General features: G+C 65.9%; 27 protein-coding genes. 5 read left to right on the top strand and 22 right to left on the bottom strand.

Annotated elements, in window-relative coordinates:
* Positions 1-37: 37 nt before the first annotated feature.
* From ccsB to K4G53_RS12975, 5 genes are read right to left on the bottom strand one after another with little or no spacing between them, the layout of a single operon-like run.
* On the bottom strand, positions 38-1123 hold the full coding sequence (gene ccsB / locus K4G53_RS12995) for a c-type cytochrome biogenesis protein CcsB (protein WP_221386118.1): 1086 nt from the start codon (positions 1121-1123) through the stop codon (positions 38-40).
* Positions 1123-2910, bottom strand: a complete 1788-nt coding sequence (locus tag K4G53_RS12990; protein ID WP_221386117.1) for a cytochrome c biogenesis protein ResB — start codon at positions 2908-2910, stop codon at positions 1123-1125. The genes ccsB and K4G53_RS12990 overlap by 1 nt, the downstream gene beginning before the upstream one ends.
* Positions 2910-3665: a cytochrome c biogenesis CcdA family protein gene (locus K4G53_RS12985; RefSeq protein ID WP_221386116.1), complete on the bottom strand. Its 756-nt coding sequence runs from the start codon at positions 3663-3665 to the stop codon at positions 2910-2912. Before K4G53_RS12985 ends, K4G53_RS12990 begins: the two co-directional genes overlap by 1 nt.
* Before the next feature lie 11 nt (positions 3666-3676).
* Positions 3677-4255, bottom strand: coding sequence for a TlpA disulfide reductase family protein (locus tag K4G53_RS12980; protein WP_221386903.1), 579 nt, complete (start codon positions 4253-4255; stop codon positions 3677-3679).
* A 35-nt stretch (positions 4256-4290) separates the two neighbouring features.
* On the bottom strand, positions 4291-4971 hold the full coding sequence (locus K4G53_RS12975; protein WP_221386115.1) for a histidine phosphatase family protein: 681 nt from the start codon (positions 4969-4971) through the stop codon (positions 4291-4293).
* 201 nt (positions 4972-5172) lie between these two features.
* Between K4G53_RS12975 and K4G53_RS12970 the strand changes: the two genes are divergently transcribed.
* Both K4G53_RS12970 and K4G53_RS12965 read left to right on the top strand, forming a co-directional pair.
* Complete coding sequence (locus tag K4G53_RS12970) at positions 5173-5721, top strand: YceI family protein (RefSeq protein WP_221386114.1); 549 nt, start codon at positions 5173-5175, stop codon at positions 5719-5721.
* Between the two features lie 223 nt (positions 5722-5944).
* Positions 5945-6757, top strand: coding sequence for a hypothetical protein (locus K4G53_RS12965; protein ID WP_221386113.1), 813 nt, complete (start codon positions 5945-5947; stop codon positions 6755-6757).
* Positions 6758-6876: 119 nt separating this feature from the next.
* On the opposite strand, the gene K4G53_RS12960 is transcribed toward K4G53_RS12965, so the two are convergent.
* On the bottom strand, positions 6877-7602 hold the full coding sequence (locus K4G53_RS12960; RefSeq protein WP_221386112.1) for a redox-sensing transcriptional repressor Rex: 726 nt from the start codon (positions 7600-7602) through the stop codon (positions 6877-6879).
* 12 nt (positions 7603-7614) lie between these two features.
* Complete coding sequence (locus K4G53_RS12955; RefSeq protein WP_221386111.1) at positions 7615-7869, bottom strand: glutaredoxin family protein; 255 nt, start codon at positions 7867-7869, stop codon at positions 7615-7617.
* A 78-nt stretch (positions 7870-7947) separates the two neighbouring features.
* On the opposite strand from K4G53_RS12955, the gene K4G53_RS12950 reads away from it, so the two are divergent.
* Positions 7948-8766, top strand: coding sequence for an HAD family phosphatase (locus K4G53_RS12950; protein ID WP_221386110.1), 819 nt, complete (start codon positions 7948-7950; stop codon positions 8764-8766).
* 125 nt (positions 8767-8891) lie between these two features.
* Here the strand turns inward: K4G53_RS12950 and K4G53_RS12945 are convergent, their stop codons facing one another.
* The 8 genes from K4G53_RS12945 to K4G53_RS12910 form a co-directional block, all read right to left on the bottom strand.
* Positions 8892-8990, bottom strand: coding sequence for a 30S ribosomal protein bS22 (locus K4G53_RS12945; RefSeq protein ID WP_003792170.1), 99 nt, complete (start codon positions 8988-8990; stop codon positions 8892-8894).
* A gap of 147 nt (positions 8991-9137) precedes the next feature.
* Positions 9138-9350, bottom strand: a complete 213-nt coding sequence (locus K4G53_RS12940; protein ID WP_141946079.1) for a helix-turn-helix domain-containing protein — start codon at positions 9348-9350, stop codon at positions 9138-9140.
* Positions 9351-9493: 143 nt separating this feature from the next.
* Entirely contained in the window at positions 9494-10600 is a 1107-nt protein-coding gene (locus K4G53_RS12935; RefSeq protein WP_221386109.1) for a 3-deoxy-7-phosphoheptulonate synthase, read from the bottom strand.
* Between the two features lie 306 nt (positions 10601-10906).
* The gene (locus K4G53_RS12930; protein WP_221386108.1) at positions 10907-11926 is read right to left on the bottom strand and encodes an acetylxylan esterase; all 1020 of its coding nucleotides are present in this window, start codon (positions 11924-11926) and stop codon (positions 10907-10909) included.
* A gap of 62 nt (positions 11927-11988) precedes the next feature.
* Complete coding sequence (locus K4G53_RS12925; RefSeq protein ID WP_308287879.1) at positions 11989-13461, bottom strand: rhamnulokinase family protein; 1473 nt, start codon at positions 13459-13461, stop codon at positions 11989-11991.
* Entirely contained in the window at positions 13458-15494 is a 2037-nt protein-coding gene (locus tag K4G53_RS12920; RefSeq protein WP_221386107.1) for a bifunctional aldolase/short-chain dehydrogenase, read from the bottom strand. Before K4G53_RS12920 ends, K4G53_RS12925 begins: the two co-directional genes overlap by 4 nt.
* 6 nt (positions 15495-15500) lie before the next feature.
* Positions 15501-16667 carry an L-rhamnose isomerase gene (gene rhaI, locus K4G53_RS12915; RefSeq protein ID WP_221386106.1) on the bottom strand — a complete coding sequence of 389 codons (1167 nt, stop codon included), beginning with the start codon at positions 16665-16667 and terminating at the stop codon, positions 15501-15503.
* Between the two features lie 63 nt (positions 16668-16730).
* Positions 16731-17081, bottom strand: coding sequence for an L-rhamnose mutarotase (locus K4G53_RS12910; RefSeq protein WP_221386105.1), 351 nt, complete (start codon positions 17079-17081; stop codon positions 16731-16733).
* A 167-nt stretch (positions 17082-17248) separates the two neighbouring features.
* Here K4G53_RS12910 and K4G53_RS12905 point away from each other — a divergent pair, with 167 nt between their 5' ends.
* Positions 17249-18271, top strand: coding sequence for a LacI family DNA-binding transcriptional regulator (locus tag K4G53_RS12905; protein ID WP_221386104.1), 1023 nt, complete (start codon positions 17249-17251; stop codon positions 18269-18271).
* Positions 18272-18301: 30 nt separating this feature from the next.
* Here the strand turns inward: K4G53_RS12905 and K4G53_RS12900 are convergent, their stop codons facing one another.
* Positions 18302-18679, bottom strand: coding sequence for an STAS/SEC14 domain-containing protein (locus tag K4G53_RS12900; RefSeq protein ID WP_221386103.1), 378 nt, complete (start codon positions 18677-18679; stop codon positions 18302-18304).
* 282 nt (positions 18680-18961) lie between these two features.
* Here K4G53_RS12900 and K4G53_RS12895 point away from each other — a divergent pair, with 282 nt between their 5' ends.
* The gene (locus K4G53_RS12895) at positions 18962-19522 is read left to right on the top strand and encodes an ABC transporter substrate-binding protein (protein ID WP_221386102.1); all 561 of its coding nucleotides are present in this window, start codon (positions 18962-18964) and stop codon (positions 19520-19522) included.
* Positions 19523-19571: 49 nt separating this feature from the next.
* Here K4G53_RS12895 and K4G53_RS12890 read toward each other — a convergent pair whose 3' ends face one another.
* From K4G53_RS12890 to K4G53_RS12865, 6 genes are all read right to left on the bottom strand, one after another.
* The gene (locus K4G53_RS12890; protein WP_221386101.1) at positions 19572-20225 is read right to left on the bottom strand and encodes a DUF1961 family protein; all 654 of its coding nucleotides are present in this window, start codon (positions 20223-20225) and stop codon (positions 19572-19574) included.
* Positions 20226-20933 (bottom strand): rhamnogalacturonan acetylesterase, encoded by a 708-nt coding sequence (locus tag K4G53_RS12885; protein WP_221386100.1) that lies wholly within the window; start codon positions 20931-20933, stop codon positions 20226-20228.
* A gap of 23 nt (positions 20934-20956) precedes the next feature.
* Positions 20957-21829, bottom strand: a complete 873-nt coding sequence (locus K4G53_RS12880; RefSeq protein ID WP_221386099.1) for a carbohydrate ABC transporter permease — start codon at positions 21827-21829, stop codon at positions 20957-20959.
* Positions 21830-21831: 2 nt separating this feature from the next.
* The gene (locus K4G53_RS12875) at positions 21832-22806 is read right to left on the bottom strand and encodes a sugar ABC transporter permease (RefSeq protein ID WP_221386098.1); all 975 of its coding nucleotides are present in this window, start codon (positions 22804-22806) and stop codon (positions 21832-21834) included.
* A complete protein-coding gene (locus K4G53_RS12870; protein WP_221386097.1) occupies positions 22807-24336 on the bottom strand; it encodes an extracellular solute-binding protein in 1530 nt (509 codons plus the stop codon). It abuts the gene before it with no gap.
* A gap of 117 nt (positions 24337-24453) precedes the next feature.
* Positions 24454-25137, bottom strand: coding sequence for a YesL family protein (locus K4G53_RS12865; protein WP_221386096.1), 684 nt, complete (start codon positions 25135-25137; stop codon positions 24454-24456).
* Positions 25138-25286 lie beyond the last annotated feature (149 nt).

Below are 25286 nucleotides of genomic sequence, written 5' to 3'. Positions count from 1 at the left end.
CGTGGAATCACCGCCTGAAGGGCCGGAAAAGCCGCGTTTAGAGGCCTGAGTAGGAGTGGAGCCCGTTGAAGAACGTGTTCACGATGGTGAAGTTGAAAATCACGCACAAGTAGCCCACGATCGAGAGCCACGCTGCGCGTGTTCCGGTCCAGCCGCGGGTGGCGCGCGCGTGCAGGTAGCCTGCGTAGACCACCCAGATGACGAAGGTCCACACTTCCTTGGTATCCCAGCCCCAGAACCGGCCCCAGGCCTTTTCGGCCCAGATGGCGCCGAACATCAGGGTGAAGGTCCAGCCGATGAAGGCGATGGCATTGATGCGGTAGGAAAGGTTTTCCAGGCTCAGCGCGGACGGCACCAGGCGCATGAAGCCGAGCTTGTCCGTGCCGCCGGCGGCCACGGTCTTCTGCCGGTGGGACTGCACCAGCTGCAGGGCGGACATCGCGAACGTCAGGGTGAACAGCGCGGATGAGAGCACGGCAATGGAAACGTGGATGACCAGCCAGTAGCTCTGCAGCGCGGGTACCAGGTGCCCCACGGGGGTCCAGAAGGCCACGGACGCGGCCACCAGCATGATGATCACCAGGCCGACGACGAACGTGCCCAGGAAGCGCAGGTCGCGCCGGATGAGCGCGAGCAGGAAGACGGCGGCCACCAGGAAGGCGCCGGTGGTCAGGAACTCGTACATGTTGCCCCACGGCACGCGGCCGGCGCCCAGGGCCCGCGTCACCACGCCGGCGCCGTGGATCACGGCGCCCAGGACGGTCAGGGCCACGGCCACGCGGGCCGGAACACGGCGCTCCGCGGCGTACTTCATGTCGCCGTCTGCCGTGGCGGCACCGCCCGCAGCGTTTGCCGCTGACTTGGTGGACGACGTCGGCCGTTCAGCCCGGTCCGCGGGCCCACTGAGGCGGGACCCGGCGGAGTCCGCGGCCACTCCGGCGGCTACGGGCACCTTGGCAGCGGCTACGGACTGCGCAGCCTTGAGGTCCACCGCACGCAGGGCCTTGCTGCTCTTGGCCAGGTCCCAGGCGAAGGCGATGAAGGCCACCGTGTAAGTCCCTGCCGCCAGCAGCATGAACAGTTCGCTGTACTGGCCCATGGTTTCGTTGATTCCAAATGGCATTACTGGTCCTTTTCGGGCCCGGTGGGGCCTGCTGGGGTGGTGACGGAGCCGGGAGCATTATCGGCGGAGCCGGCGCCATTATCGGCGGAGCCGGCGCCATTATCGCCTGTCGGGCTGGGAGTTTGCTGGGACTGGGGCGTGTGGTCAGCTGCAGGGTCTTCAGCCTCGAGCTGCCATTCTCCGGAGAACAGCTTGCGCAGGGCCGCAGCCTCACCGGCCAGGCGGTGGTCCTCGCCGCGGGCCAGGAGTCCGTATTCCACCATCGTGCGGCCGTCGGCCACGGTGCCGGTGCGCACCCAGACGCGGCGGCGGTTGACGTAGAGCGAAAGGATCAGGCCGGCCACTGCCAGGAGCGCGAACACCAGGGCGGACACCTGGCCCGGGTTGTGGTGGATGTCCACGCCGATGTAGCGCTTCACGCCGTCGAAGCTGATGGTGCCCTTGCCGTCCGGCAACGTGTACGTGGAGCCAGGGGTCAGGGTGATGCCCTTCGTCGGGAGATTTCGTGCGTTCAGCGGGGTGAGCTTCTTGACGTCCAGTTCGAAGACGTTCTGCGGGGCGCCGGCGTCCAGGCCCAGGTCGCCGTAGTACGAGTTCAGGGACAGCTGGGGATTGAACAGCTCAGGGTCGCCGCTGAAGGAAACCCCTTCATTAGTGACGAACGCCGTCGGCAGGAAGAACCCGGCGAAGCCGAGCTGGTCGGGCTTGGCGTCGGGGACCTTGATCACCACGGAGGAGTAGTAGTTGTCACCCTGCAGCTTTGCCACCACCGGCCCCTGCATGGCAACGTTTCCTGCACCGTCGCGGATGGTCACCACCGGGGCGTAGCCGTTGCCCGTGAGGTAGATGCTGGTGCCGCCCAGCGTGACGGGGTCGTTGACTTTCAGTATCTCCTGCTTGGCGGGGGCGTCCGGGTTTTCCTTGGTGGTCACCGTGGCCGCGAAGTCGATGGGCTGGCCGAACTTGCCCCTGGATTCGCGGTCGAAGGTGATGTTGAACTTGTCCAGCTGCAGGGAGTACGGCTGCAGCTGGCTGGACTGGAAGTTGGTGCCCGGGTTGAACTGGTCGTAACCCACCAGGGTGTTCACGAACGTATCGCCCTCCACCAGGATGCGCTGCCCGCTGTACCCGAACAGGCCTCCGGCGGCCACGGACACCAGTACGCCAATCAGCGAAGTGTGGAACACGAGGTTGCCCACTTCCTTCAGGAAGCCGCGCTCGGCACCCAGGGACGGCAGGGCGCCGTCGGCATCCCTGACCTCCACCCGGTAGCCACGTTTCCGCAGCACCCCGGCAGCACTCTTGATGGCCTCCGACGCCGGGATCCCGGCACCGGACGGAATCACCATGGTGGCGTATTCGGGGAGCCGGGAGAGGCGCTGGGGCGTGCGGGGCGGCTGGGAGCGCATGGCCCTGTAGTGGGCGATGGCGCGCGGCACCACGCAGCCGATCAGCGAGATAAACAGCAGCAGGTAGATTGCCGAGAACCACGCGGAGGAATAGACGTCGTAAAGCTGCAGCGAATCCAGCAGCTTGCCGTAGTCCGGGTGGTCCTTGATGTACTGGGTCACCACTGCGGGATTGGCGGGCCGCTGCGGGAACAACGAGCCGGGGACGGCTGCGACGGCGAGCAGCAGCAGCAGGAACAGCGCGGTGCGCATGCTGGTCAGCTGGGTCCAGGCCCAGCGCAGCATGCCCTTCACGCCGAGGGCCGGCAGTGCGGCGTTGGCTTTCGCTTCTGCGGCAGGGGCGGATTGCTTCTTCTTTACCTTCACACGCTCGCTCATCAGATCGGCAACTTCACGTCGGTTTGGAACCAGTACTGCAGCCCGGTCACCCAGGCTCCCCAGACTCCGCTGGCCATCAGGATCCCGAGCACCACCAGGATTCCGCCCCCGGTCCGCTGGATGGCCAGCCGGTGCTTGCGGAAGAACGCCATGACGCCCATGCCTCGGCGCAGCGCCAGTGCGATCAGCAGGAAGGGGATGCCCAAACCCAGGCTGTAGACGAACGCCAGGAAAGCGCCCTTGGCGGCGGAGGAGCCGCCGGAGAGGCTCAGCAGCTGGACGGCGGAGTAGGTGGGGCCGATGCACGGCGCCCAGCCCAGGCCGAAGGTCAGGCCCAGCAGCGGCGCACCCCACAGCCCGGCCGGCGGCTTGGCGTGGATCTTGGCGTCGCGCTGCAGCCAGCTGAAGCCGCCCATGAACACGATGCCCATGATGATCACCAGGACCCCAAGGAGCTGGGTGATCCAGGCATTCTGGCCGCCGCTGATCAGGGTGCCCAGCTGGCCGAACGCACCGCCCAGCAGGACGAAGATCACCGAGAAGCCCAGGACGAACAGGCCGATGCCGGCCAGCATACGGCCGCGCTTTTGCTTCTGCAGGTCCACGCCGCTCAGCCCCGTGACGTAGCCGAGGTATCCGGGGACCAGGGGCAGGACGCACGGAGACAGGAAGGAAACCAGTCCGGCCAGCAGGGCCACGGGAATGGCAAGCAGGATGGATCCGTTCAGGATCGCCTCGGCGAAGGGGCTGTTCACGGGCCCTTCCCCTACTCAGCCACGGCGGCGGTGATGAGGGCCTTCAGGGTGCCCTTTTCAATTTCGCCGAGGACGCGGGATGCCACCCGGCCCTGTTTGTCCAGGACCAGTGTGGTGGGCACGGCGCCCGGGGGCACCAGGCCGGAGACGGACAGCAGCACGCCGCCGTCCTTGTCGTCGAAGCTGGGGTAGGTCAGGTTGAAGGTTTTTTCGAACGCCTCAGCCGTAGGCTTCTCGTCCCGGAGGTTGACGCCGAAGAACTGGACGCCCTGGTCCTTGAACTCCTGGTGCAGCTCCTCGAGGATGGGTGCTTCCACCCGGCAGGGGGCGCACGCGGCGAACCAGAAATTCAGCACCGTCACCTTGCCTTGGAAATCCGCGGGCGTGACCGCGGTGCCGCCGAAGAGCGTGCCCTTGACCTGCACCGGTTCCTTGCGGTCGGCTGCGGCGAATTCGGTGACGGAGCCGTCGCCGGCCACGTAGTTCTTGTTGTCCCCCGCCTTGGCCTGCTTGGCCAGCGCATCCTCCTGGGCGCAGCCGGACAGGCCCATGGTCAGCGCGGCGAGCGCCAGGCCGCCGGCGGCGAGCACGCTGCGGCGCGGGGTCAGGTTGTTGTGGGTCACTGCTAGGCTCCAGGGGTGCTGGCGGCACCGGGAAGAAGGGACGCCGCGGGCTCGGTGTACTCGACGCGCAGCAGCGCACCGGCGTCATCGAACACCAGCGACGTGACGGATGTCAGCGTGCACTCACGCTTGCGGGGATCATGCCAGAGGGGCCTGCCCTCGGCGCTGAGCCGGGTGGCCCAGATGGGCAACTGGTGGCTGACCAGGATGGCCTCGGGCCCCTCGGCACCGAAGTCGCCGGCGGCCAGTTCAATGGCCAGGCGGCGTGCGTCCTGCACCGCCGCGGCAACGCGCGCCGCCTGCTGCTTGTACGGCTCGCCCCAGGACGGACGCAGCGGGTTGACCAGCCGCGGCCAGTGCTTGGGGCGCCGGAGTTCGGCTTTGGTGACCTTCATGCCCTCGAAGTAGTTTTCAGCTTCGATGATCCGCTCATCGGTGTGGATCTGCAGGTGCAGGGCTTCCGACGTCGGCCGTGCAGTTTCCTGGGCGCGGTCCAGCGGGGAGGCGGCCAGGTACGTGATCCGGGCGCCGCGCTCGGCCCGCTGCCGGAAGTGCTCCGCGAGCGTCCGGGCCATCTCCTGCCCCAGCTCGGAGAGGTGGAATTCGGGGAGCCGTCCGTAGAGAACGCCGTCGGGATTATGGACCTCGCCGTGGCGGAGCAGATGGACAGTGGCTTGGGGCATGTTTACCAGTTTCTCAAAGATGGCGTGCGATCCGAAATCTTCTACGTCCAGTAGAACTCAGGTTTTTGAAGAAATGTTCCGAAGCCGGGAACAAAACATGCAAACGCATGTTTATACTGGATGCAGCAGTTAGTTGAGGCTTCAACAGATGAAGCTTCAATTCCACGGTACAAACAGGCACAGCACAAAAGGAGCAACATCATGGCACTTCCCGCAGACGTCACCACCGGCACCTGGACCCTCGACAACTCGCACAGCGAGATCGGTTTCACCGTCCGGCACGCCGGCATCAGCAAGGTCCGCGGCCAGTTCACCGAAGCCGCCGCCACCCTGGACCTGGCAGAGGAGGTGGCCGACTCCAAGATCAGCGCCACCATCCAGACCGCCAGCTTCGACTCGGGCGACGCCAACCGCGACGGCCACGTCAAGGGCGAGGACTTCTTCGACGTGGAGAAGTTCCCTGAAATCTCCTTCGTCTCCAACGGCCTGGTGGCCAAGGGCAACAGCTACGAACTCACCGGCGACCTCACCATCAAGGGCGTCACCCGCCCGGTGACCCTGGAGACCGAGTTCAACGGCGTGGCCGTGGACCCGTTCGGTAACACCCGCGCCGGCGTCTCCGCCGAGACCACCATCAGCCGCAAGGACTTCGGCCTCACCTGGAACGCAGTCCTGGAGACCGGCGGCGTCCTGGTCAGCGACAAGGTTGCCATCAACCTGGAACTGGCCTTCATCGCCCCCGCGGCATAATTCCCGCCCCTGGAATTCCCAGGCGACCCGGCAACCCCGGCACGGCGCCCTCCTGGCGCGGTGCCGGGGTTCTTCGGTTAAGGCCAGGGGCGCCTGAATACCTCTGCGGAATCACGCACAAGCACAGCGCCCGGGGGTACGGTGGACTTAAGCCATGCCGGGGGGAGGCACAGGACCAATTCCCGGCAGCCTACCTGGATCCCGACATGCAAAAGGAACGCCCATGAGTACTCCTCCCGTCCCGCCTCCCGTGCCCAATGATCCCCATTCCGGGAACGGCCAGGGAGGCAGCCCCGAGTCCGCCGGCCAGGAGCCGCGCTACGGGCAGAACGCACCCCAGTACGGCCAGCAGTTCGGGCAGGGCGCTCCGCAATACGGCCAGAACGCTCCGCAGTATGGGCAAAACGCACCCCAGTACGGGCAAAACGCACCGCAGTATGGCCAAAATGCACCGCAGTACGGGCAGCAGCCATACGGCCAGAACGCTCCCCAGTACGGGCAGCAGCCTTACGGCCAGTCGCCCTACGGCCAGTACCCGTCGGAGCAGCCGCAGGCAGCAGGTGCCGACGGCGTCCCGCAGCTGGTCAACATCTCGTTCTGGCTCCTGATCGCGTCGGGCATCATCTTTGTCATCTCCGTCCTGACCGGGCTGACCCAGCTGGATGACCCGGCCTTCAGGCAGACGTTCGAGCAGCAGATGCAAACCAGCGGTGCCAGCGGCGTCACCTACGAGGACATCAAGAGCGTCATCGCCGGGACGCTGGTGGTCTTCGCCATCATCGGCGCCGGGCTCTACCTCCTGGTGGCCTTCTTCATCCGCAAGGGGAGGAACTGGGCACGCATCCTGGGGACTGTGTTCGCGGCCCTGTCCGTACTGGGCCTCTTCGGCGTCCCCACGTTCGCCACCCTCGGGACCGCCCTGGGGATCGCGGCCATCGTGCTGCTGTACCTTCCGGCGGCGGCTCCGTACTTCCGGAAGCAGCAGCCGTTCAGCAACCCCTACCCGGGCGGCTTCGGCAACCCCTACGGACGGTAGGCGCCGGCCCCACAGCAAGACACGCTACGGCAAGAAGCGACGGCCAGGGATGGTTTCCCTGGCCGTCGCTTTTCCGGTGATGGCGCCGCGGAAGCGGGCAGCGCGGCTACGTGTACTGCCTAGGCAGTCTGCCCGGGCGCCTCTACCGGCTGCGCCGGATCCTGCACTCGCTGGGCGTGGTAAGCCAGGATCTGCAGCTCAGTGGCCATGTCCACCTTGCGGAGGTTGACCCCTTCGGGCACCTGGAGCATCACGGGCGCGAAGCTCAGCACGCTGCGCACACCCGCTGCCACCACCCGGTCGCAGACCCCCTGGGCCACCGCGGCCGGAAGGGCCAGCACCACCATGTTGGCGCCGGTCCGGTGCAGGACGGTTTCGAGGTCCGCGACGTCGCTGACCCGCAGCCATCCCACCTCATTGCCCACCACCATCTGGTCGGCGTCGAAGATGGCGACCACGTCGAAGCCCCGGGATTCGAAGCCGCCGTACCGCGCCAGCGCCTTGCCCAGGTTTCCGGCACCCACAATGGCGACTTTCCAGTCGTGCGTCAGCCCCAAGGCGGCAGCGATGTGCCGGCTGAGGTACTGGACCTCATAACCCACTCCCCTGGTCCCGTAGGAGCCCACATGGGACAGGTCCTTGCGCAGCGTCGAGGAACTGACGCCTGATGCCTCGGCCAGGGATTCGGAGGAGACGCGCTCCACCCCGTCCGCCATGAGGGTGTTCAAGGCACGGAGATAGAGCGTCAGCCTGGCCACTGCAGCAGGCGGAATCTGCTTGGGGGTCGTGCCCGTGGCGCCCGGCAGGTCCGGGACAGGCTGCGGCGTTGAACCCAGCGACGTCACCCGCACCTCCCCCTACTGCGCCATGGCGCGCTGCAGGACGCGTGCCAGGCGGGCTTCGTCGATTTTCCAGAAGTCACGCTGCACCCCGTCCACCAGCACCACCGGGATCTCTTCGGCATACCGTTCCCGCAGTTCGGGCTGGTGGTCCACCTGCTCTTCGCTCCAGGACAGTCCCAGCGAGGCAGTGACCCGGCCCACGGCGTCGCGCGCTTCTTCGCAAAGGTGGCAGTCAGCTTTGGTGACCAGGACGACGCGGGGTGTAGCCATGGCTTAACCGTAGCGCCGTTGGCGGCCCGCGGGCGACGCCGACGGCGGCAGTGCGGTGCATTGACTAGACTCAACTCCATGTCCGAGGAGAAATACGTCGCCGTAGTCACGCGGCCCGAACCTGCGCCGCAGCGCGGCGAGGCGGCGTTTTTCGACGTTGACAATACCCTCATGCGCGGCGCCAGCCTCTTCCATGTGGCACGCAAGATGCACCAGCGCGGCGCTTTCACCCTGGCGCAGGCTGCAGGCTTCGCCTGGAAGCAGTTCAAGTTCGTGGCGCGTGGGGAAAACATCGACGACGTCCATGCCGTCCGCGACTCGGCCCTGACGCTGGCCGCGGGCATCACCGTTGACGACGTCAAGGCGCTCGGCGAAGAAGTCTATGACGAGATGATTGCCTCCCGGATCTGGCCCGGAGCCAAGGCGCTGGCCGAACAGCACCTGCGGGTGGGCCGGCGCGTCTGGCTGGTTACGGCCACACCCATCGAGGTTGCAACAGTGATCTCCACCCGGCTGGGACTGACCGGCGCGCTGGGGACGGTGGGGGAAGTCTCGGAGGGCATGTACACAGGCCGGCTGGTGGGAGACATCCTGCACGGCTCGGCCAAGGCCGTGGCCGTCCAGGCCATCGCCGACGAGGAGGACCTGGACCTCAAGCGCTGCTGGGCCTACAGCGACTCCTACAACGACATCCCGCTGCTCTCGCTGGTGGGCCACCCCGTGGCCATCAACCCGGATGCCAGGCTCCGCCGCCATGCCCGCGACCACAACTGGCCGGTCTACGATTTCCGCGCCGGCCGCCGCGCAGCCACGTTCGGCCTGAAGGCGGCCACGTTCGGCGGTGCCGTCTACGGATTATGGAAGGGCTTCGCCCGCTTCCGTGGCCCGCGTATCTAGGTAGCAGCAGATGTCGTCTTGAGCGCCCAAAACGACACCTACTGCTACCCAGTTGGGTGCCGGGCGACAAAAATGCCCGCCACCTCGTAAAGGTGGCGGGCATTTTTACGCTGTTCGAAGTATTGCTACTTCTTGTTGCGGCGCTGGTGACGAGTCTTGCGAAGCAGCTTGCGGTGCTTCTTCTTGGCCATACGCTTGCGACGCTTCTTGATAACTGAACCCACGAAAGTTCCTTACAAACTAGATGCAGTACCTGTCTGATGGAAAAGGTCCGTGGACAGAGCTACGAACTGAACAACTGACAGATTCTTACAATGACGTAAAACGTTCCTTAACAGGGTACCGCCTATCGGGAGCGGCTTAGGACAGGCTCAGGCGGTCTCGGTGTGGCCGTCCACCACGGCGCCCCTGAGATACTGCTCCACTGCGTTTTCGGGGACCCGGTAGGAGCGGCCGAAACGCACTGCAGGCATTTCCCCTGAGTGGACCAGCCGGTAAACGGTCATTTTGGAGACGCGCATGACCTCGGCTACTTCAGCCACGGTCAGGAACTTCGCGTTGGAGAAGTTCTGTTCTGCCGACATTTCCCTATTTTCCTTTGCTGACGGATGGACAACAGTGACCCCAGGTACATGCCAATGCGGTGTTCCGATGCTGAGCCATCCACCAACCACCTATCCAGATACTCTAGATGTTCATGGGGCAGAAGTGAAAGTAGCAAACTACCCTATTTCGCCTGCCGCCGCTTACGGGCCGAAGCCGCAAGCTGCTCCAGAACCGAGGCGGAAACGTCCCAATCCATGCACGCGTCCGTGACGCTCTGCCCGTAAACCAGCTCCGATTCCCCGGCAGCGTTCTCCGCAACGTCCAGGTTTTGGGCGCCGCCCACCAGGAAGCTTTCCAGCATGACGCCGGCGATCGCCTGCGCGGAGGTCCCGCCGTCCTCGAGCTGGGCGCCGATTTCGAGGGCAACTTCCGCCTGCCTGTGGTGGCTCTTGCCGCTGTTGGCGTGGCTGGCGTCAACGATCAGGCGCGGGTTTAGGCCCTTGCCGGCCAGCTCGCCGGAGGCCTTGTCGACGTCGGCAGGCGAGTAGTTGGGTCCCTTGCGGCCGCCGCGGAGGATGACGTGTGTGTCGGGGTTTCCGGCGGTGGACACCAGCGCGGCCCTGCCGTCGCCGTCGATCCCCAGGAAGGCCTGGGCGGCCGCGGCGGCACCGCAGGCGTCGATCGCAACCTGCAGGCCGCCGTCGGTCCCGTTCTTGAAGCCGATGGGCATGGAGAGGCCAGAGGCCAGCTGCCGGTGGATCTGGCTCTCGGTGGTGCGGGCGCCAATGGCGCCCCAGGAGATCAGGTCGGCCATGTACTGCGGGCTGATCGGCTCCAGGAACTCGGTGGCCGTGGGCAGCCCCAGGGCCGTGACCTGCTGCAGGAAGTGGCGGGCGGTGCGCAGGCCGGTGACCATGTCGTGGCTGCCGTCCAGCCGCGGATCGTTGATCAGGCCCTTCCAGCCCACGGTGGTACGGGGCTTTTCGAAGTAGGTCCGCATGACGATCAGCAGGTCTTCCCTGTGCTTCTCGGCCTGGCTGACCAGCCGGCGGGCGTACTCCAGGCCGGCCTTGGGATCGTGGATGGAGCAAGGCCCGACGATGACCAGCAGTCGGTCATCCACGCCGTCCATGATGGCGCGGACTTCGTCGCGTCCGCGTTCGACGACGGCCGCGGCCCGGGCGTCCAGGGGCAGCTCGGCGAGAAGCTCGGAAGGCGTGGGCAGCGCGGTGAATTCGCTGACGCGCAGGTTGGACGTGGATGGTGCGGCTGCTGTTGCGGTGCTCATGTTCGGGTCCTGTTCCAGATGGGAAGCGGGCCCGGATTTCAGAACCCGCCGGAGAAACGGCGAAGGGCAGAGAATCATCTCTGCCCTGTTGGCTCTGAAGGAAAGTTGGATGCGTGTCAGTTAGACGCGGGCCCCTCCAGAGCCAACGAAAAATACGCATACCAACGGTTAGTCATGGAAGAGACCATAACCCCGGCTGGCGCCGCCGCAAAATCAGGTGCCGTCACATTTCGTCCCGGGCTTGTACGCAGTTCCAGAGCCACAAGGCAAGGAGCTGCGAACAAGCTTCGGTTTCACCTCCGCCGCTTACCCCAGAAGCTTGCGCAGGAACTGCAGCTGCCGGATCCAGTGGTGCTCCTGGCCGCCCTCGTGGTTGTTGAACCGGTACACCTCGATCTCCTTGGCGGCTCCCGTGGCGGACGCGGCGGACGTCCCCGCCCCGTAGGCGTTGAAACTGGCAAACACCGTGGATGCCGGGCAGATGTCGTCCATCAGCGCCGCCGAGTACAGCGCCGGCGCCGTGGCGTACCGGGCCAGGTTGACGCCGTCGAAATAGCGCAGGACCTCGAGCGCGGGCTCGTAGCGTTCCCGGTGCCGGGCCAGGAACTGGGCGATCTCCGGGTAGGGCCCGCGCGGGGTGATGTCGATGGCGCGGGGGAAGTCCTGCAGGAACGGGACGTCGGGCAGCGCGGCGATGACGCCGTCGAGCCGTCCCGCAGCGAGCCCCGCGGTGGCCACCACCAGGCCGCCGCCCTGGCTGACGCCGGCCAGCACCACCTTGGCGGGATCGACGGCGGGATGGGCCTGTGCGGCTTCAACGGCGCGGAAAGCGTCCACGTAGACGCGCCGGTAGTAGTACTCCTCCCTGCTGGCGATGCCCCTGGTCATCAGGCCTGCGTGCGCCACGTCCCCGGCGGAAGGGTGCGGATCCGGCGTCTCCCCCAGGGTGAAGCCGTACCCCTGGCCGCGGGTGTCCATGATGAAGTGCGCGTACCCGGCCTGCGCCCAGCGCGTGTCCTGGTTGACCACGCCGCGGCCGCCGGAGTAGCCGATGTAGTTCACCACCACGGGAAGCGGGGCCCCTGCTTCCCGGTTGGCCGGAAGATGCAGCCATCCCTTGACCGGCGCCCCGCCGTAACCTGCGAAGGTGACATCGTAGCTTTCGATCACTGTGAGGTAGTTCTCCACCGGCTCAAAGGACGCGTCCAGCGGGAACGCGCGGGCCTCCGCGACCGTGGCATCCCAGAACGCGCCCAGGTCCTCCGGCGGCGTGACCTCGGAGGTGTAGCTGCGCAGCTGGGCCAGGGGAAGGTCGAAGAGGGGCATCGAAAGTCCGTTCTATGGGTGTTCGCCGCTTGCCTGCAGCCTACTGCAGGTTCAGCAAGCGGTCAGGTCCAGGGTTCGTACCGGCGGAGGCTGGTTCCTGCACCGATGATGGCGCGCAACTGCGGCAGCCCGCCGGCGGCAGCACCGGCGGCCCGGGCCTGGACCAGGACGTTGCCCAGTGCGGTGGCTTCGACCGGCCCGGCGATGACGGGTTTGCCTGTTGCGTTGGCGGTGAGCTGGCAGAGCAGGGTGTTCTGCGAGCCACCGCCCACTACGTGCACCACGTCCGCCCGACGGCCGGCGAGGCATTCCGCGGCGCTGATGGTCCTGGCGTACGCGGTGGCGAGGCTGTCCATGATGCAGCGGGTGATGGCCGCGGGATCGTTGGGCAGGACGTCGCCGGTGCGGCGGACAGCCGCGCGGATGCGCTCCGGCATGTTGTCCGGGGCAATGAAGTACGGATCGTCCGGGTTGATCTGGGGGCCGCCCGGTGGCAGCGCTCCGGCGGCGGTGAGCAGTGCGGTCAGCCCGGGCCGGAACCCTTCCTGCGCCCAGCTGCGCTGGCACTCACTGAGAAGCCAGAGGCCCCCCACGTTGCGCAGGTAGCGGATGGTGCCGTCCACGCCGCGTTCGTTGGTGAAGTTCGCCTCGCGGCTGGCCTCGGTGAGGACCGGATGATTGAGCTCCAGGCCCACCAGGGACCAGGTGCCCGAGGAGATGTAGGCGAAGTCCTCCCCGCCGTCGCCTGCCGTGGCAGGCACGGCGGCGACGGCCGAGGCGGTGTCGTGGGAGCCCACGGCCACCACGGTGGTTTCGCGGGGCAGCCCGACGGCGGTGGCGATCTCCGCCAGCAGGTTCCCGTAGGTTTCCCCGGGCTGGATGAGCGGCGGGAACAGGTTCCTGCGCAGCCCGAGGGCGGCAAAGAATTCGGTGGCCCACTCCCCCGCCACAGCGTCGAAGAGGCCCGTGGTGGAGGCATTGGTGGCCTCGGTGCGGCGGACACCGGTCAGGAGGAACGCGATCAGGTCCGGGATGAGCAGCGCCTGGAGTCCGTCCAGGTCCTGCTCGGTGGCCAGCTGGTAGATGGTGTTGAACTGCAGGAACTGTAGGCCCGTGGTCCGGTAGAGGCGTGCCGGGTCCAGCTTCCGGTGGACGGGTTCGACGGCGGCACGGCTGCGGTCATCCCGGTAGCTGAAGGGCTGGGCCACCAGCGTCCCCGAGCGGTCCACCAGCCCGTAGTCCACGGCCCAGGTGTCGATGCCGATGCTGGCGATCTTTTCGCCCTGCAACGCGGCGATCGTAGCCGCTGCGCGGAGGCCCTCAAGCACCTCCACGAACAGGGCGTCGAAGTCCCAGCGGAGGCCGCCGTCGAGCTCCACCACCCCGTTGGGGAAGCGGTGCACCACCTCGAGCTGGACACCTGCTCCTGTGACCCGGCCCAGCATGACCCGGCCGGAGGAGGCGCCGATGTCGACGGCGGCGAACACGCCCAGGGTGGGCACGCCGCCGTCGGCACCTGAAACCTGGGCGCTCACCGCAGGAAGGCTGCGGCCACTCCGGCGTCCACGGGGATGTGCAGGCCGGTGGTGTGGGACAGTTCGTTGCTGGTGAGGACGGCGGCGGCGTTGGCGACGTGCTCGGGCAGGACCTCGCGCTTGAGCAGGGTGCGCTGGGCGTAGTACTCGCCCAGTTTTTCCTCGTCCACGCCGTACACGGCGGCGCGCTTGGCGCCCCAGCCGCCGGCGAAGATGCCGGACCCGCGGACCACGCCGTCGGGGTTGATGCCGTTGACGCGGATACCGTGCTCGCCCAGTTCGGCGGCGAGCAGCCGGACCTGGTGGGCCTGGTCCGCCTTGGTGGCGGAGTAGGCGATGTTGTTGGGGCCGGCGAACACGGAGTTCTTGGAGGAGATGTAGATGATGTCCCCGCCCAGGCCCTGGGCGATCATGACCTTCGCGGCGGCCTTCGCCACCAGGAACGAGCCCTTGGCCATGACGTTGTGCTGCAGGTCCCAGTCCTTTTCGGTGGTTTCCAGCAGCGGCTTGGAGATGGACAGGCCGGCGTTGTTGACCACCAGGTCCACGCCGCCGAACGCCAGGACGGCGGCGTCCATCGCGGCCGCGACCTGGGCTTCGTCCGTGACGTCGGCCTGGACACCTACAGCGACGTCGGGTCCGCCGAGTTCCTCGGCGACCTTCTGGGCGTTTTCCAGGTTCAGGTCGGCGATGACCACGCAGGCGCCTTCCGCGGCGAGGCGGGTGGCGATGGCCTTGCCGATCCCAGAGGCCGCACCGGTCACCAGCGCGATCCGGGTGGCGTGCGACTTCGCCTTGGGCATCCGGGCCAGCTTGGCCTCCTCCAGCGCCCAGTACTCGATCCGGAACTTCTCGGATTCCTCGATCGGGGCGTAGGTGGAGATGGCCTCGGCACCGCGCATCACGTTGATGGCGTTGAGGTAGAACTCACCGGCAACCCGGGCGGTCTGCTTGTCCTTGCCGAAGGAGAACATGCCCACGCCCGGGACCAGGACGATGGCCGGATCAGCGCCGCGCAGGGCAGGGCTGTCAGCATCTGCGTGGCGGTCGTAGTACGCCTGGTAGTCCTCGCGGTAATCCGCGTGCAGCTCCTGCAGCCGCGCAATGCAGTCCTCGACGGACGCGTCCGCGGGCAGGTCCAGGATCAGCGGCTTGACCTTGGTGCGCAGGAAGTGGTCCGGGCAGGAGGTCCCCAGCGCGCCCAGGCGGGGATGCTCCGCGGATTCCAGGAAATCAAGGACGACGGCGTCATCGCTGAAGTGCCCCAGCTGCGGCTTGTCCGTGGAGGCCAGGCCGCGGATCACCGGTGCCAGTGCTGCGGCCTTGGCGCGTCGCTCGGCTTCCGGCAGGGCACCGTAGCCGGGCAGCGTGGCCCCGAAGGGCTCGGCCTTGCCGTTCTCGCGGATGTACTTCTCGGCTTGGTCGATGATCCACAGCGAGTTCTGCTCCGCCTCTTCGCTGGTGGCACCCCAGGCCGTAATGCCATGGCCGCCCAGGATGGTGCCGATGGCCTGGGGGTTGGCGTCCTTGATCGCGGCGATGTCCAGGCCCAGCTGGAACCCGGGACGGCGCCAGGGGACCCACACCACCTTGTTACCGAAGATCTTGGTGGTCAGCGCCTCGCCGTCCGCCGCCGTCGCAATGGCAATGCCGGAGTCCGGGTGCAGGTGGTCCACATGCGCGGCGTCCACCAGCCCGTGCATGGCAGTGTCAATGGAGGGGGCGGCGCCGCCCTTGCCGTGCAGGCAGTAATCGAACGCAGCCACCATCTCGTCTTCGCGCTCGACGCCCGGGTACACGTTCTTCAGCGCGTTCAGCCGGTCCAGCCGCAGGACCGCCAGGTTCCCGGCCTTCAACGTGCCGAGGTCCCCGCCGGAGCCCTTGACCCACAGCAGTTGGACATCCTCGCCCGTCACGGGATCCTTTGCCATGCCCTTGGCCGAGGTGTTGCCGCCGGCGAAGTTGGTGTTCCGCTTGTCCGCACCCAGGCGGTTGGAACGGGAAATCAGGTCTTCAACAGTCTTGTTCGTCATCACTAATCAGGCGCCCCATCCGGCTTGCTGGCCGCCCACGCGGTCCTCGTTGATCTTCTTCTGGTAGCCGCTGGCCTTGAAGGCAGCGATCGGGTCCGCGGGCAGGCCGCGGGATTCACGCCACTCGGCCAGGACCGGGCGGACGTCGGTGTAGAACGCGTCGTTGAAAATGGCATTGGCCGCAAGGACATCTCCGGCGCGCTGGGCCTCGTTCAGGGCTGCGGTGTCCACGAGCAGGGCGCGGGCGGTCATTTCCTGCACGTTGAGCACGGAGCGGATCTGGCCCGGGATCTTTTCCTCGAGGTTGTGGCACTGGTCCAGCATCAGAGCGACGCCTGAATCCTTGCCGAACCCGCCGCCCCTGATCACCTCGTGCATGATGCGGAAGAGCTGGAACGGATCGGCGGCACCCACAATAAGGTCGTCGTCGGCGTAGAAGCGGGAGTTGAAATCGAAGGACCCCAGCTTGCCCAGGCGCAGCAGCTGCATCACGATGAACTCGATATTGGTGCCCGGGGCGTGGTGCCCGGTGTCAAGGCAGACGAACGCCTTCTCCCCCAGCGCCAGGGTCTGGGCGTAGGAGGTGCCCCAGTCCGGAACATCGGTGTGGTAGAAAGCCGGCTCGAAGAACTTGTACTCCAGCACCAGCCGCTGATCATCCCCCAGCGCGGCGTAGATCTCCTGCAGCGACTCGGACAGGCGGTCCTGGCGGCCGCGCATGTCGTCCTGGCCCGGGTAGTTCGTGCCGTCTGCCAGCCACACCTTCAGGTCCCTGGATCCTGTGGCGTGCATGATCTCGATGCAGTCCAGGTGGTGGTCGATGGCCCGGCGCCGGACGGCCTCGTTGGACGAGGTCAGGGAACCGAACTTGTACTCGTCGTCCTGGAAGGTGTTGGAGTTGATGGTGCCCAGGCCCACGCCCAGGCCCGCCGCGTAATCCTTCAGGGCGGCGTAGTCTTCAACCTTGTCCCACGGGATATGCAGGGCCACGGTGGGAGCCAGGCCGGTCAGCTCGTGGACCTTGGCGGCGTCGGCCAGCTTCTCCTGGACCGTCCGCGGCGTGCCGGGAGTGCCGAACACCTTGAACCGGGTGCCTGAATTTCCATAGGCCCACGAAGGGACCTCGATGGCGAGCTCTTCGAGCCTGCCCAGCGCCGTTGCTACGTCGTTCATGATGGTTCTTTCCGGTGTCTAAAGGTCTGGTTGCTGCCCCGCTGCTGGAGCGTACTGCTGTTGTTAGTGGGAACCGGCCGCTGCCAGTTGGCTGTCCAGGTTGAAGACTTCCTCGAGGACCTGGAACCCTTCGTCGGGCGCCTGCCCTGGGTCTTCTGTGTTTTCGAACAGAGATGCCATTTCCGCCTGCCACCGGGCGTTGACCTCCGTCAATGCCATCCGGGCACGGGCGGAGTCGAAGTCGTCGCACTCCACGTAACCCACCAGGAGCCCGTCCGGTGCCAGGAACAGCGAGTAGTTGTTCCACCCGGCGTCCTTGAGCGCCTGCAGCATCTCCGGCCACACGGCCGCGTGCCGGCGCCGGTACTCGTCGATCAGCGCAGGCTGGACCGAGGAACGGAAACACACCCTCATCGGGACTCCTCTTTTGAAACTTCCGAATTTGAACTTCCGAAGTTTTGAATCGTTTCATTGGTACGATTCAACGTACTCTTGGATTTGAGCAGGTGTCAAGCAATGGCAGAAACTTTTAGTACCCACCCGGGAAACTACTGCAGCCGGCAGAGCAAGCGCGGAGAATCATGAATCGGACAGCCAGCATCAAGGACGTGGCCAACCACGCGAGCGTCGCCGTGGGAACCGTGTCGAACGTCCTGAACTACCCGGACCGGGTATCCCAGCGCACCAAGGAACGGGTCCTCCGCGCCATCGATGAGCTCGGCTTTGTCCGCAACGACGCCGCCCGCCAGCTCCGCGCGGGCCACTCCCGCACCATTGGCCTGATCGTCCTGGACGTGGGGAACCCCTTCTTTACCTCCGTGGTGCGGGCGGCCGAGGATGCCGCCGCCCTGCAGGGCAGCGCGGTCCTGCTGGGCGACAGCGGCCATGATGCCGGCCGGGAGGCCAACTACATCGATCTCTTCCAGGAACAGCGGGTGCAGGGACTGCTGATCTCCCCGGTGGGTGACGTCACCGAGCGGCTGGACCTCCTCCGCGAGCGCGGGGTTCCCACCGTGCTGGTGGACCGGCTGGCCGACGAGTCGAAGTTCAGTTCCGTGGCAGTGGATGACGACGCCGGCGGGTACCTCGCCGCCCGGCACCTGCTGGACACCGGCCGCCGCCGACTCGCCTTCGTGGGCGGGCCCACCTCCATCCGGCAGGTGGCGGACCGCCTCCAAGGCGCCGAGCGGGCCGTCAAGGAAGAACCGGATGCCACGCTCGAGGTGCTCGATTCGGCGGGCCAGACGGTCCTTGCCGGACGCAGCGTGGGCGACATGCTGGTGGAACGCGGCAGGGCGGAGCTGCCGGACGGGATCTTCTGCGCCAACGACCTCCTGGCCCTTGGCGTCATGCAGTCCCTGACCATGACCCACACGTTCCGGATCCCCGAGGACGTGGCACTGATCGGGTATGACGACATCGACTTCGCCGTCTCCGCCGTCGTTCCACTGTCCTCAATCCGCCAGCCAACGGAACTGCTGGGCCGCACCGCCATCGAGCTGCTCTCGGAGGAAGTCGAATCCAGGAACCCCGTCCACCGCGCGGTGGTGTTCACGCCGGAACTGGTGGTCCGGCAGAGTACCGCCACACCGGGCGAGGGCTGACGGTATCCGGGGGACGGCCAGGGCCGGCGGTCAGGTCGCGGTCTGCTGGAGCCATTTCATGGAGTCGTCCCGCGAGGTGAAGAAGCGGGTGGGACATGGCGGTACATGGACGCCCAGGAAGAAGTTCGCGAGGATCCGGTCCACCGGGCTGGCCCCAAGCAGGGCAATGCGGTTGGCCGCACACGGAATGGAGAACACCGACCGGGCCTGGATGCTGACGCTCTCGGTTGTGGCCATGTCCACGAGCATCGGATAGGTGCCGCCCCCGGCGATCCGGTTCACCGCAGCCATCGCCGCCTGCGCGTCCTCCTTCTCGATCCGGACCCTCGGCTCCCACACCAAGTGGATGACGCCATCGGGACGCAACTCCACAGTTCCCTTGCCGCCGTCGACAATTATGGGTTTCAAACCCTGCCTCCCTCCAGTGGGCAGTTAGTGCCTTCCTATCTTGCCCCAACGCCTGCGGATGCGCGCACCGGCCGGCAACTGCACCGTCGGGCAGTTTGACTAATCAGCATGCTTACTATTAGGTTGGACGGCGTGCCAGTGGCCTGGATCACCTTCCAGCGCCGCGCGTCGCGGCCCGTCAGGGCTGCATCTGCAAGGAACAGTTCCGCCGGCGCTCCCTATGGGGGCGGAGCACCGGGGGGTTCATGCGCCGTTATCCGGCGCTGAGAGGAACAAACCAACATGCGTACCAAGGTCTCAGCAACAGTCACAGCTATTTCCCTGTCCGGGGCCATGCTCTTTGGCATGGCAGGCCCTGCGACGGCAGCCACACCTACGGCTCCCACCGTGGCTTCCCAGTCGTCTTCACAGGTTGCCAATGTCACGGCAACAATCAACCAGACCATCGACGGCGTGGGTACCTTCGTGGGTTCATTCACCCCGTCCGGATTCGACGTGCAGGACGGCCAACTGACCGTCACGGGGCTGGTTGAAGGCACCTTCACCGACCTGGCGGGTGTGGCCACTCCGGTCAGCCAGACGGTGACGACCACGGCGGCCGCTGCACCCAACACCATGGCGTCCGGGGGCGGTTGCGACGTGGTCAACCTGGTCCTCGGACCGCTGCACCTGGACGTCCTCGGCCTCAACGTCGATCTGAACCAGGTGGTGTTGGACATCGTGGCCCAGTCCGGCGCGGGCAAGCTGGTGGGAAACCTCCTCTGCGCCGTAACCGGACTCCTGGACGGCGGGACCGGACTGAGCGGCCTGGCCAACCTGCTCAACCGCCTCCTGGGGCTCTAGTTTCCGCGTAACAGCGGCGGGCGGTCCATCCGGGCCGCCCGCCGCTGCGTTAAAGCTCTTCCACCACCAGGTTGCGGTACGCCGCCCGCAGGGGGGCCATCTGGCGGAACCCGATCCGGCCGCCGCCCAGGACCTTGTCCGAGGGATCATCCCACATGAACAGCTGCAACCCGTTGATGGCGAAGGCAACCCGCGAACCGTCCTTCACCGTCTCCAGCCGGTAGAAGTCCGCCGCGTCTTCTGCCGGCGGCAGCGGGTCGGCACCCTGGGCAACCAGGTCGAATCCCGCACTCTTGCGCAGGTTGCAGGTCCGGAACGCGCGCTCGGACCGGTACTTGTGCCGGAAGTAGGAGACGTGCAGGGCGTCGATGTCGCCGGAGTGGTACTGCGGGTAATAGCCCGTCCTTGGCGCGAGCTCCGGGCTGAAGAGGTCCAGTCCCCCGTGCCCGGAGGCAGCGAAGAACAGCATGGCCAGGCCGGGCTCGGCAAGGGGCAGGAACTCCCAGCTGATGCGGATGCGGTCGGGGAACTCCTCCGGGCACCAGAAGGTCCAGTGCGCATGGTCGCCACATTCCGCATCATCCAGGGCGCCGGAGAGTTCGAGGGCGTCCGCGTGGCTGCCCAGGCGAAGCGGCCCCTCGGCCACCCAGGCGGCGACGTCCGCCGGGCCTGCCAGGGCGTTGCGGTACAGGACGTTTCCCACCTAGCCGCGTCCCGCCGTCGTACCCGCCAGCTGATGCTGCGGGCCGTAGCCCAGCTGTTCAAGCTGCCGCGCCACCTCCCCTGCCACCAGCGCGGTGCCCTCCTGTGAGAAGTGCGTATTGTCGGCCAGCCCGTCGGGCCAGTGCGCGTGCTCCCCCGGCTCGAAGTGGCAGAACAGCGCCTTGGAGTCCTCCGTCCCCAGCCGCAGGTAGAGCTCCCGCGTCCAGGCATTAAGGTCGATGACCGGGACCGCCAGCTCCAGGCCGAGCTCGCGGACCACGTCGGGATAGTCGTCAAGGCTCGCCTCCAGTCCTGCTTCACCGGCAGCAGCGCCCGACGACGGCGAGTCCAGGAAATGCCGGCGCTCCACCGAAGTGCACAGCACCGGGGTTGCGCCCGCCGAGCGCACGTCGCCCACCATGGTGCGCAGGTTGGCTGCGTAACCCGTGCGCGCCGCGAGGTGCTGCCTTTTTTGGTCGTTGTGGCCGAACTGGATCAGGACAAGGTCATCCGGGCCCGCTATTCCCAGCAGGGCCGCCCACAGCCCCTCGTCCCGGAAGGATTCGGTACTCGCTCCCCCTTTGGCGACGTTGTGCACGGTGCCCCACCGGTAGGTGCGGGGCGCCAGCTGCGCTCCCCAGCCGCTCATCGGGTACTCGGACGTGGGGCAGTTTGCCACCGTGGAATCTCCGGCCAGCAGGATTTTCATGCGCTTCCTCCTCGAATACGTGGTCAGCCCTTGACGGAGCCGATGAGCATGCCCTTGGCAAAGTGCTTTTGCAGGAAGGGGTAGAAGATGAGGATGGGCAGGGTGGCCACCACGATCACGGCGAACTTGATGCCCTGTTCCGGCGGGATGTAGTTCGGATCCACGTTGCCGGTGCCCAGCAGGTCCGAGGCGGCGGTGACCTGGCGCAGGTACATCTGCAGGGTCCACTTGGAGTTGTCGGACAGGTACAGCAGGGGTGACATGAAGTCGTTCCAGATGCCCACCGCATAGAACAGGGCAAAGGTGGCCAGGACCGGTTTGGACAGCGGCAGCAGGATCCGCCACAGGATGCCGATCTCGGTGGCACCGTCCATCTTGGCGGACTCTTCCAGTTCGGCAGGGAGCTCCTGGAAGAAGTTCTTGATGATGATCAGGCTGAACGGGTTGATGGCCGCCGGCAGGACCAGTGCCCAGTAGGAGTTCAGCAGGCCCAGGTCCTTGACCAGCAGGAACGTGGGGATCATGCCGCCGGAGAAAACCATGGCGAAGACCACCAGGGACAGGATGACCTGGCGTCCGCGCAGCGTCTTCTTGGCCAGCGGGTAGGCCATGGTCACCGTGAAGGCCAGCTGGACCAGCGTGCCCACGGCGGTGACCAGGACCGTGGTGACCAGCGCCCGAATGAAAGCCGGGGTGGAGAAGATGTACTCGTAGGCGCCCAGGGTGAACTGTTCGGGCCAGACGAAAAACGCGCGGCTGGTTATTTCGGCCTCCGTGGCGAAGGAACCGGCGAAGACGTAGACGAACGGCAGCAGGGTGACGATGCCCAGCAGCGACAGGAAGACGTAGTTGGCGGCGTCGAAGATGCGGCCGCCGGTGGTGTTGTGGATTTTCATGGCTAGAACAGTCCGCTCTGGTTGAATCGCTTGGCCAGCCAGTTCGTGCCGAAGATCAGAACGATGCCCACCACGGATTTGAACAGGCCCACCGCGGTTGAGTAGCTGTAGGCGCCCTGGGTGATGCCCACGAAGTAGACGTAGGTATCGAAAACGTCGGCCACGTCGCGGTTCAGGGCGTTGGTCATCAGGTAGATCTGCTCGAACCCGGTGTTGAGCATCTGCCCGATGGCCAGGATCAGCATCACGATGATGGTGGACCGGATCCCGGGGAGGGTGATGTGCCAGACCCGCCGGAACCGGCCGGCGCCGTCGATAATCGCCGCCTCGTACTGGTCCTGGTCCACCGTGGCCAGTGCCGCGAGGAAGATGATGGTGCCCCAGCCGGTGTTCTTCCAGATTTCCTGCAGCACGATCAGTGGCCGGAACCAGGCGGGGTCGGACAGAAAGTCGATGTGGGTTCCCATCACGCCGTTCAGGAATTGGAACAGCGGGCCGATGTCCAGGGCGAACATCAGGAAGCTCAGCGACGCCACGATGGTCCAGGACAAGAAGTGCGGGATGTACACGAGCGTCTGGACGGTGCGCTTGAGGACGGACAAGCGGACCTCGTTGAGCAGCAGCGCCAGGATGATGGTCAGCGGAAAGGCGATGCCCAGGTTCAGGAATGCAAGGATCAGGGTGTTGCCCAGCAGCCGGGGGAAGTCCGGGTTGGAGAAGAAGTCCTGGAAGTTCTGGAAACCCACCCAGGGGCTGCCGTTCACTCCGAGGAACGGGACGTAGTCCTTGAACGCAATGGTGACGCCGTACATCGGGGCGTAGCGGAACACCGCGAAGTACACCACACCCGGCAACAGCAGCAGGTACAGCCACTTGTAGTGCGCGAAGTGGACGGAGAACTTGCCCCGGTTCCGGGGAGCAGGCGCGCCCCTGCGAACCTGCTCCCCGGCACGGGCCTCAATGACAGGGGCTGCCATTTATTTGTTGTCCTGCCACAGCTTGTTGATCTCTTCCTTGACCTTTTCGCCGCCGCTGGTGTTCCAGAGCCGGATGGCGTCCTTGAGGCCCTGCTCGTCGATCTGGCCCGCGAGGTACTTGATCCGGGCGTCGGCCACGATGTTGTCCAGTTGCGCACCCTTGGCAACGTAGGTTTCGGACACGTAGGGGGCGGCGGGGTTGTAGACGGCACTCTTGAGGTCTTCGGCCATCACCGTGGTGCGCTTATCGAAGACCTGCTGCTCGTACTCCGTGGGCTGCTTGACCGGGTAGAAGTTGTTTCCGGCCACGTTCATGCCCAGCTGTGCGTAGCTCTTGATGTCGGTGCTGACCGCCTTGCCTTCCGCGGTTTCGGGCTTGATGGTGGCGGCCTTGCCGTCCTGCACCGTGAAGTTGACGTTTTCGATGCCGTTGTTCAGCAGGACTGCGACGTCCTTGCCGTTCATGGTGTCCAGGAATTGCAGCACCTTGTCCAGCTCAGCTTCGGTGCGGACGCTGGACTTGGGGATGGCCAGGAAGCCGGAGTAGCCGTCGGTGGGGTGGGCGTGCAGTTCGCCGTCAGGCCCCTCGAGGTTGCCCACGAAGCCCACCTTGTTCTGGAAGTTGTTCGGGTCCGCCTGCTTGAACAGGTTGATCAGGACGCTCACGCGGGAATCGACGTCGACAATGATGCCGCCTTTGCCATTGAGGAACGGCTCGTTCCACTTGGTGGGGTCGAACGTGGCGAAGTCCGGGTTGATCAGTTTCTCGTCCACCATCTTCTTGACGAAGCGGTTGGCTTCCAGGAACTCGTCCGTTTCGAAGCTTGGGACGAGCTTTCCGTCCTTCTCGGTCCACCGGTTCCCCGTGCCGTACCACTCCTCGATGAGGTCGTAGGGGCTGTTGGTGCCCAGGGCCCCCCACTTGGGAATGGTGATGCCCCAGGTGTCGTTCTGGCCGTTGCCGTCCGGGTCCTGCTCGGTGAAGGCCTTGGCCACCTTGTAGAGGTCCTCCGTGGTCTTGGGCGGCTGAAGGCCCAGCTTGTCGAGCCAGTCCTGCCGGAACATCACGGCAGCACGCATCGGAGAGCGGCCGCGGAACACCCCGTACACCTTGCCGTTGACGCTGGCGTTCTGCTGGATGTCCGGGAACGTGGTCTTGAGGTTGGGGTACTTGTCCAGCTTGCCGGTCAGGTCCCAGAAGGCACCGGCCCTGGCGTTCTTGACGAAGCCGGGGCTCTTGCCCTGGATGACCATGATCTGCGGGATGTCCGACCCCGCCAGGGTGATATTGGTCTTGTCCTCGTAGGAGGCGTTCGGTGCCCAGGTGATGTTGACGTCCTTGCCGGTGAGCTCCTCCAGCTTCTTCTGGACGGCGCCGTCGGCGCTGGGCGGCTGCGCCTCCAGGAAGGGCGCCATGATGGACACGGAGGTAAGCTCCGCGGCCGGCGCTTCCCCACTGCTGCAGGCCGTGAGGGACAGGGCTGCAGCGGTGACGACGGCGGCGGCCAGGGTGAGGTTCCTGCGGGTCATGGTTGTTCCTTTTCCACTTCGTTGGGGTTCAGAAGGGCCCCAGGCCCTCCTTTTTGATACGTTTCACACACATTGGGGCAGCATCGTCCCCACGCAGGGCGGGTCGGGCTGCGATGGTCAGGCGGCAGAGGCCCCGCGCAGCACGGGTTGCCGGTCCAGCACTTCAGGATCCAGCCCCGCGGCCGCAGCGACGGATTCGTCATTTGCCGTGAAGAAGCGGTCGCAAAGCCAGCCCGTGAGGAAGAGCCAGGCGCCAACACTGAAGAACGGGATGAGCCCCGGGAGAACGCTGCTGGCATACAACACTGCGCCGGAAACAAACAGCAGGATAACGGTCCCCGCGAGGTGGCGCACGGCAAAGCGCGGGGACATCAGCAGGTACCGGGCCAGCGGCAGCTCGTACCGGGCGTACATGGGAAACAGGTAGCAGGCGGCCCCGGCCAGGAAGATCGCCGATACAAAGATCCCCGCCGCCAGCAGCTGCGGCAACACGCCCGCACCGGCCGAAAAGTAATTCCAGTTCAGGACAAGCACCGCGGCCACCGCCAACACCGGCAGGGCCAGGATGTTGGCCCTGCCGAAGTTCCGGAAGTACGCGGCGGCGAAACTCCGCAGCAGGGGCGCGGCCTCTCCGGAGGCGCGTTTCCGCACCAGGATCTGCGCCGCGGCCGTGGCGGGTCCTGCACCCAGGACACCCACGCCCAGGAGGGTGAAGGCGATCCACAGCAGGTTCAGGCAGGCAATCCAGGCCAGGGTGTCAAAGAACGAATAGGCGCGGGCGCTCAAGGTTCCGGACAGCATGCACGGCTCCCTTCTCTTCTCCATCGTTGCAGAGGCGAAGCGGAAAGCGGTCCGCATCACGCTGGTAATCGGTTTCTCGAAAATCTAGCGCCAAGCCGACAGTGGGTCAAGGCATTTTTTGAATCGTTACACTTCTGGACTTCGCCGCG

The organism is Arthrobacter sp. MAHUQ-56 (assembly GCF_019710585.1).
Taxonomy (GTDB): domain Bacteria; phylum Actinomycetota; class Actinomycetes; order Actinomycetales; family Micrococcaceae; genus Arthrobacter.
This window is presented reverse-complemented; position numbering and strand designations above follow the sequence as displayed.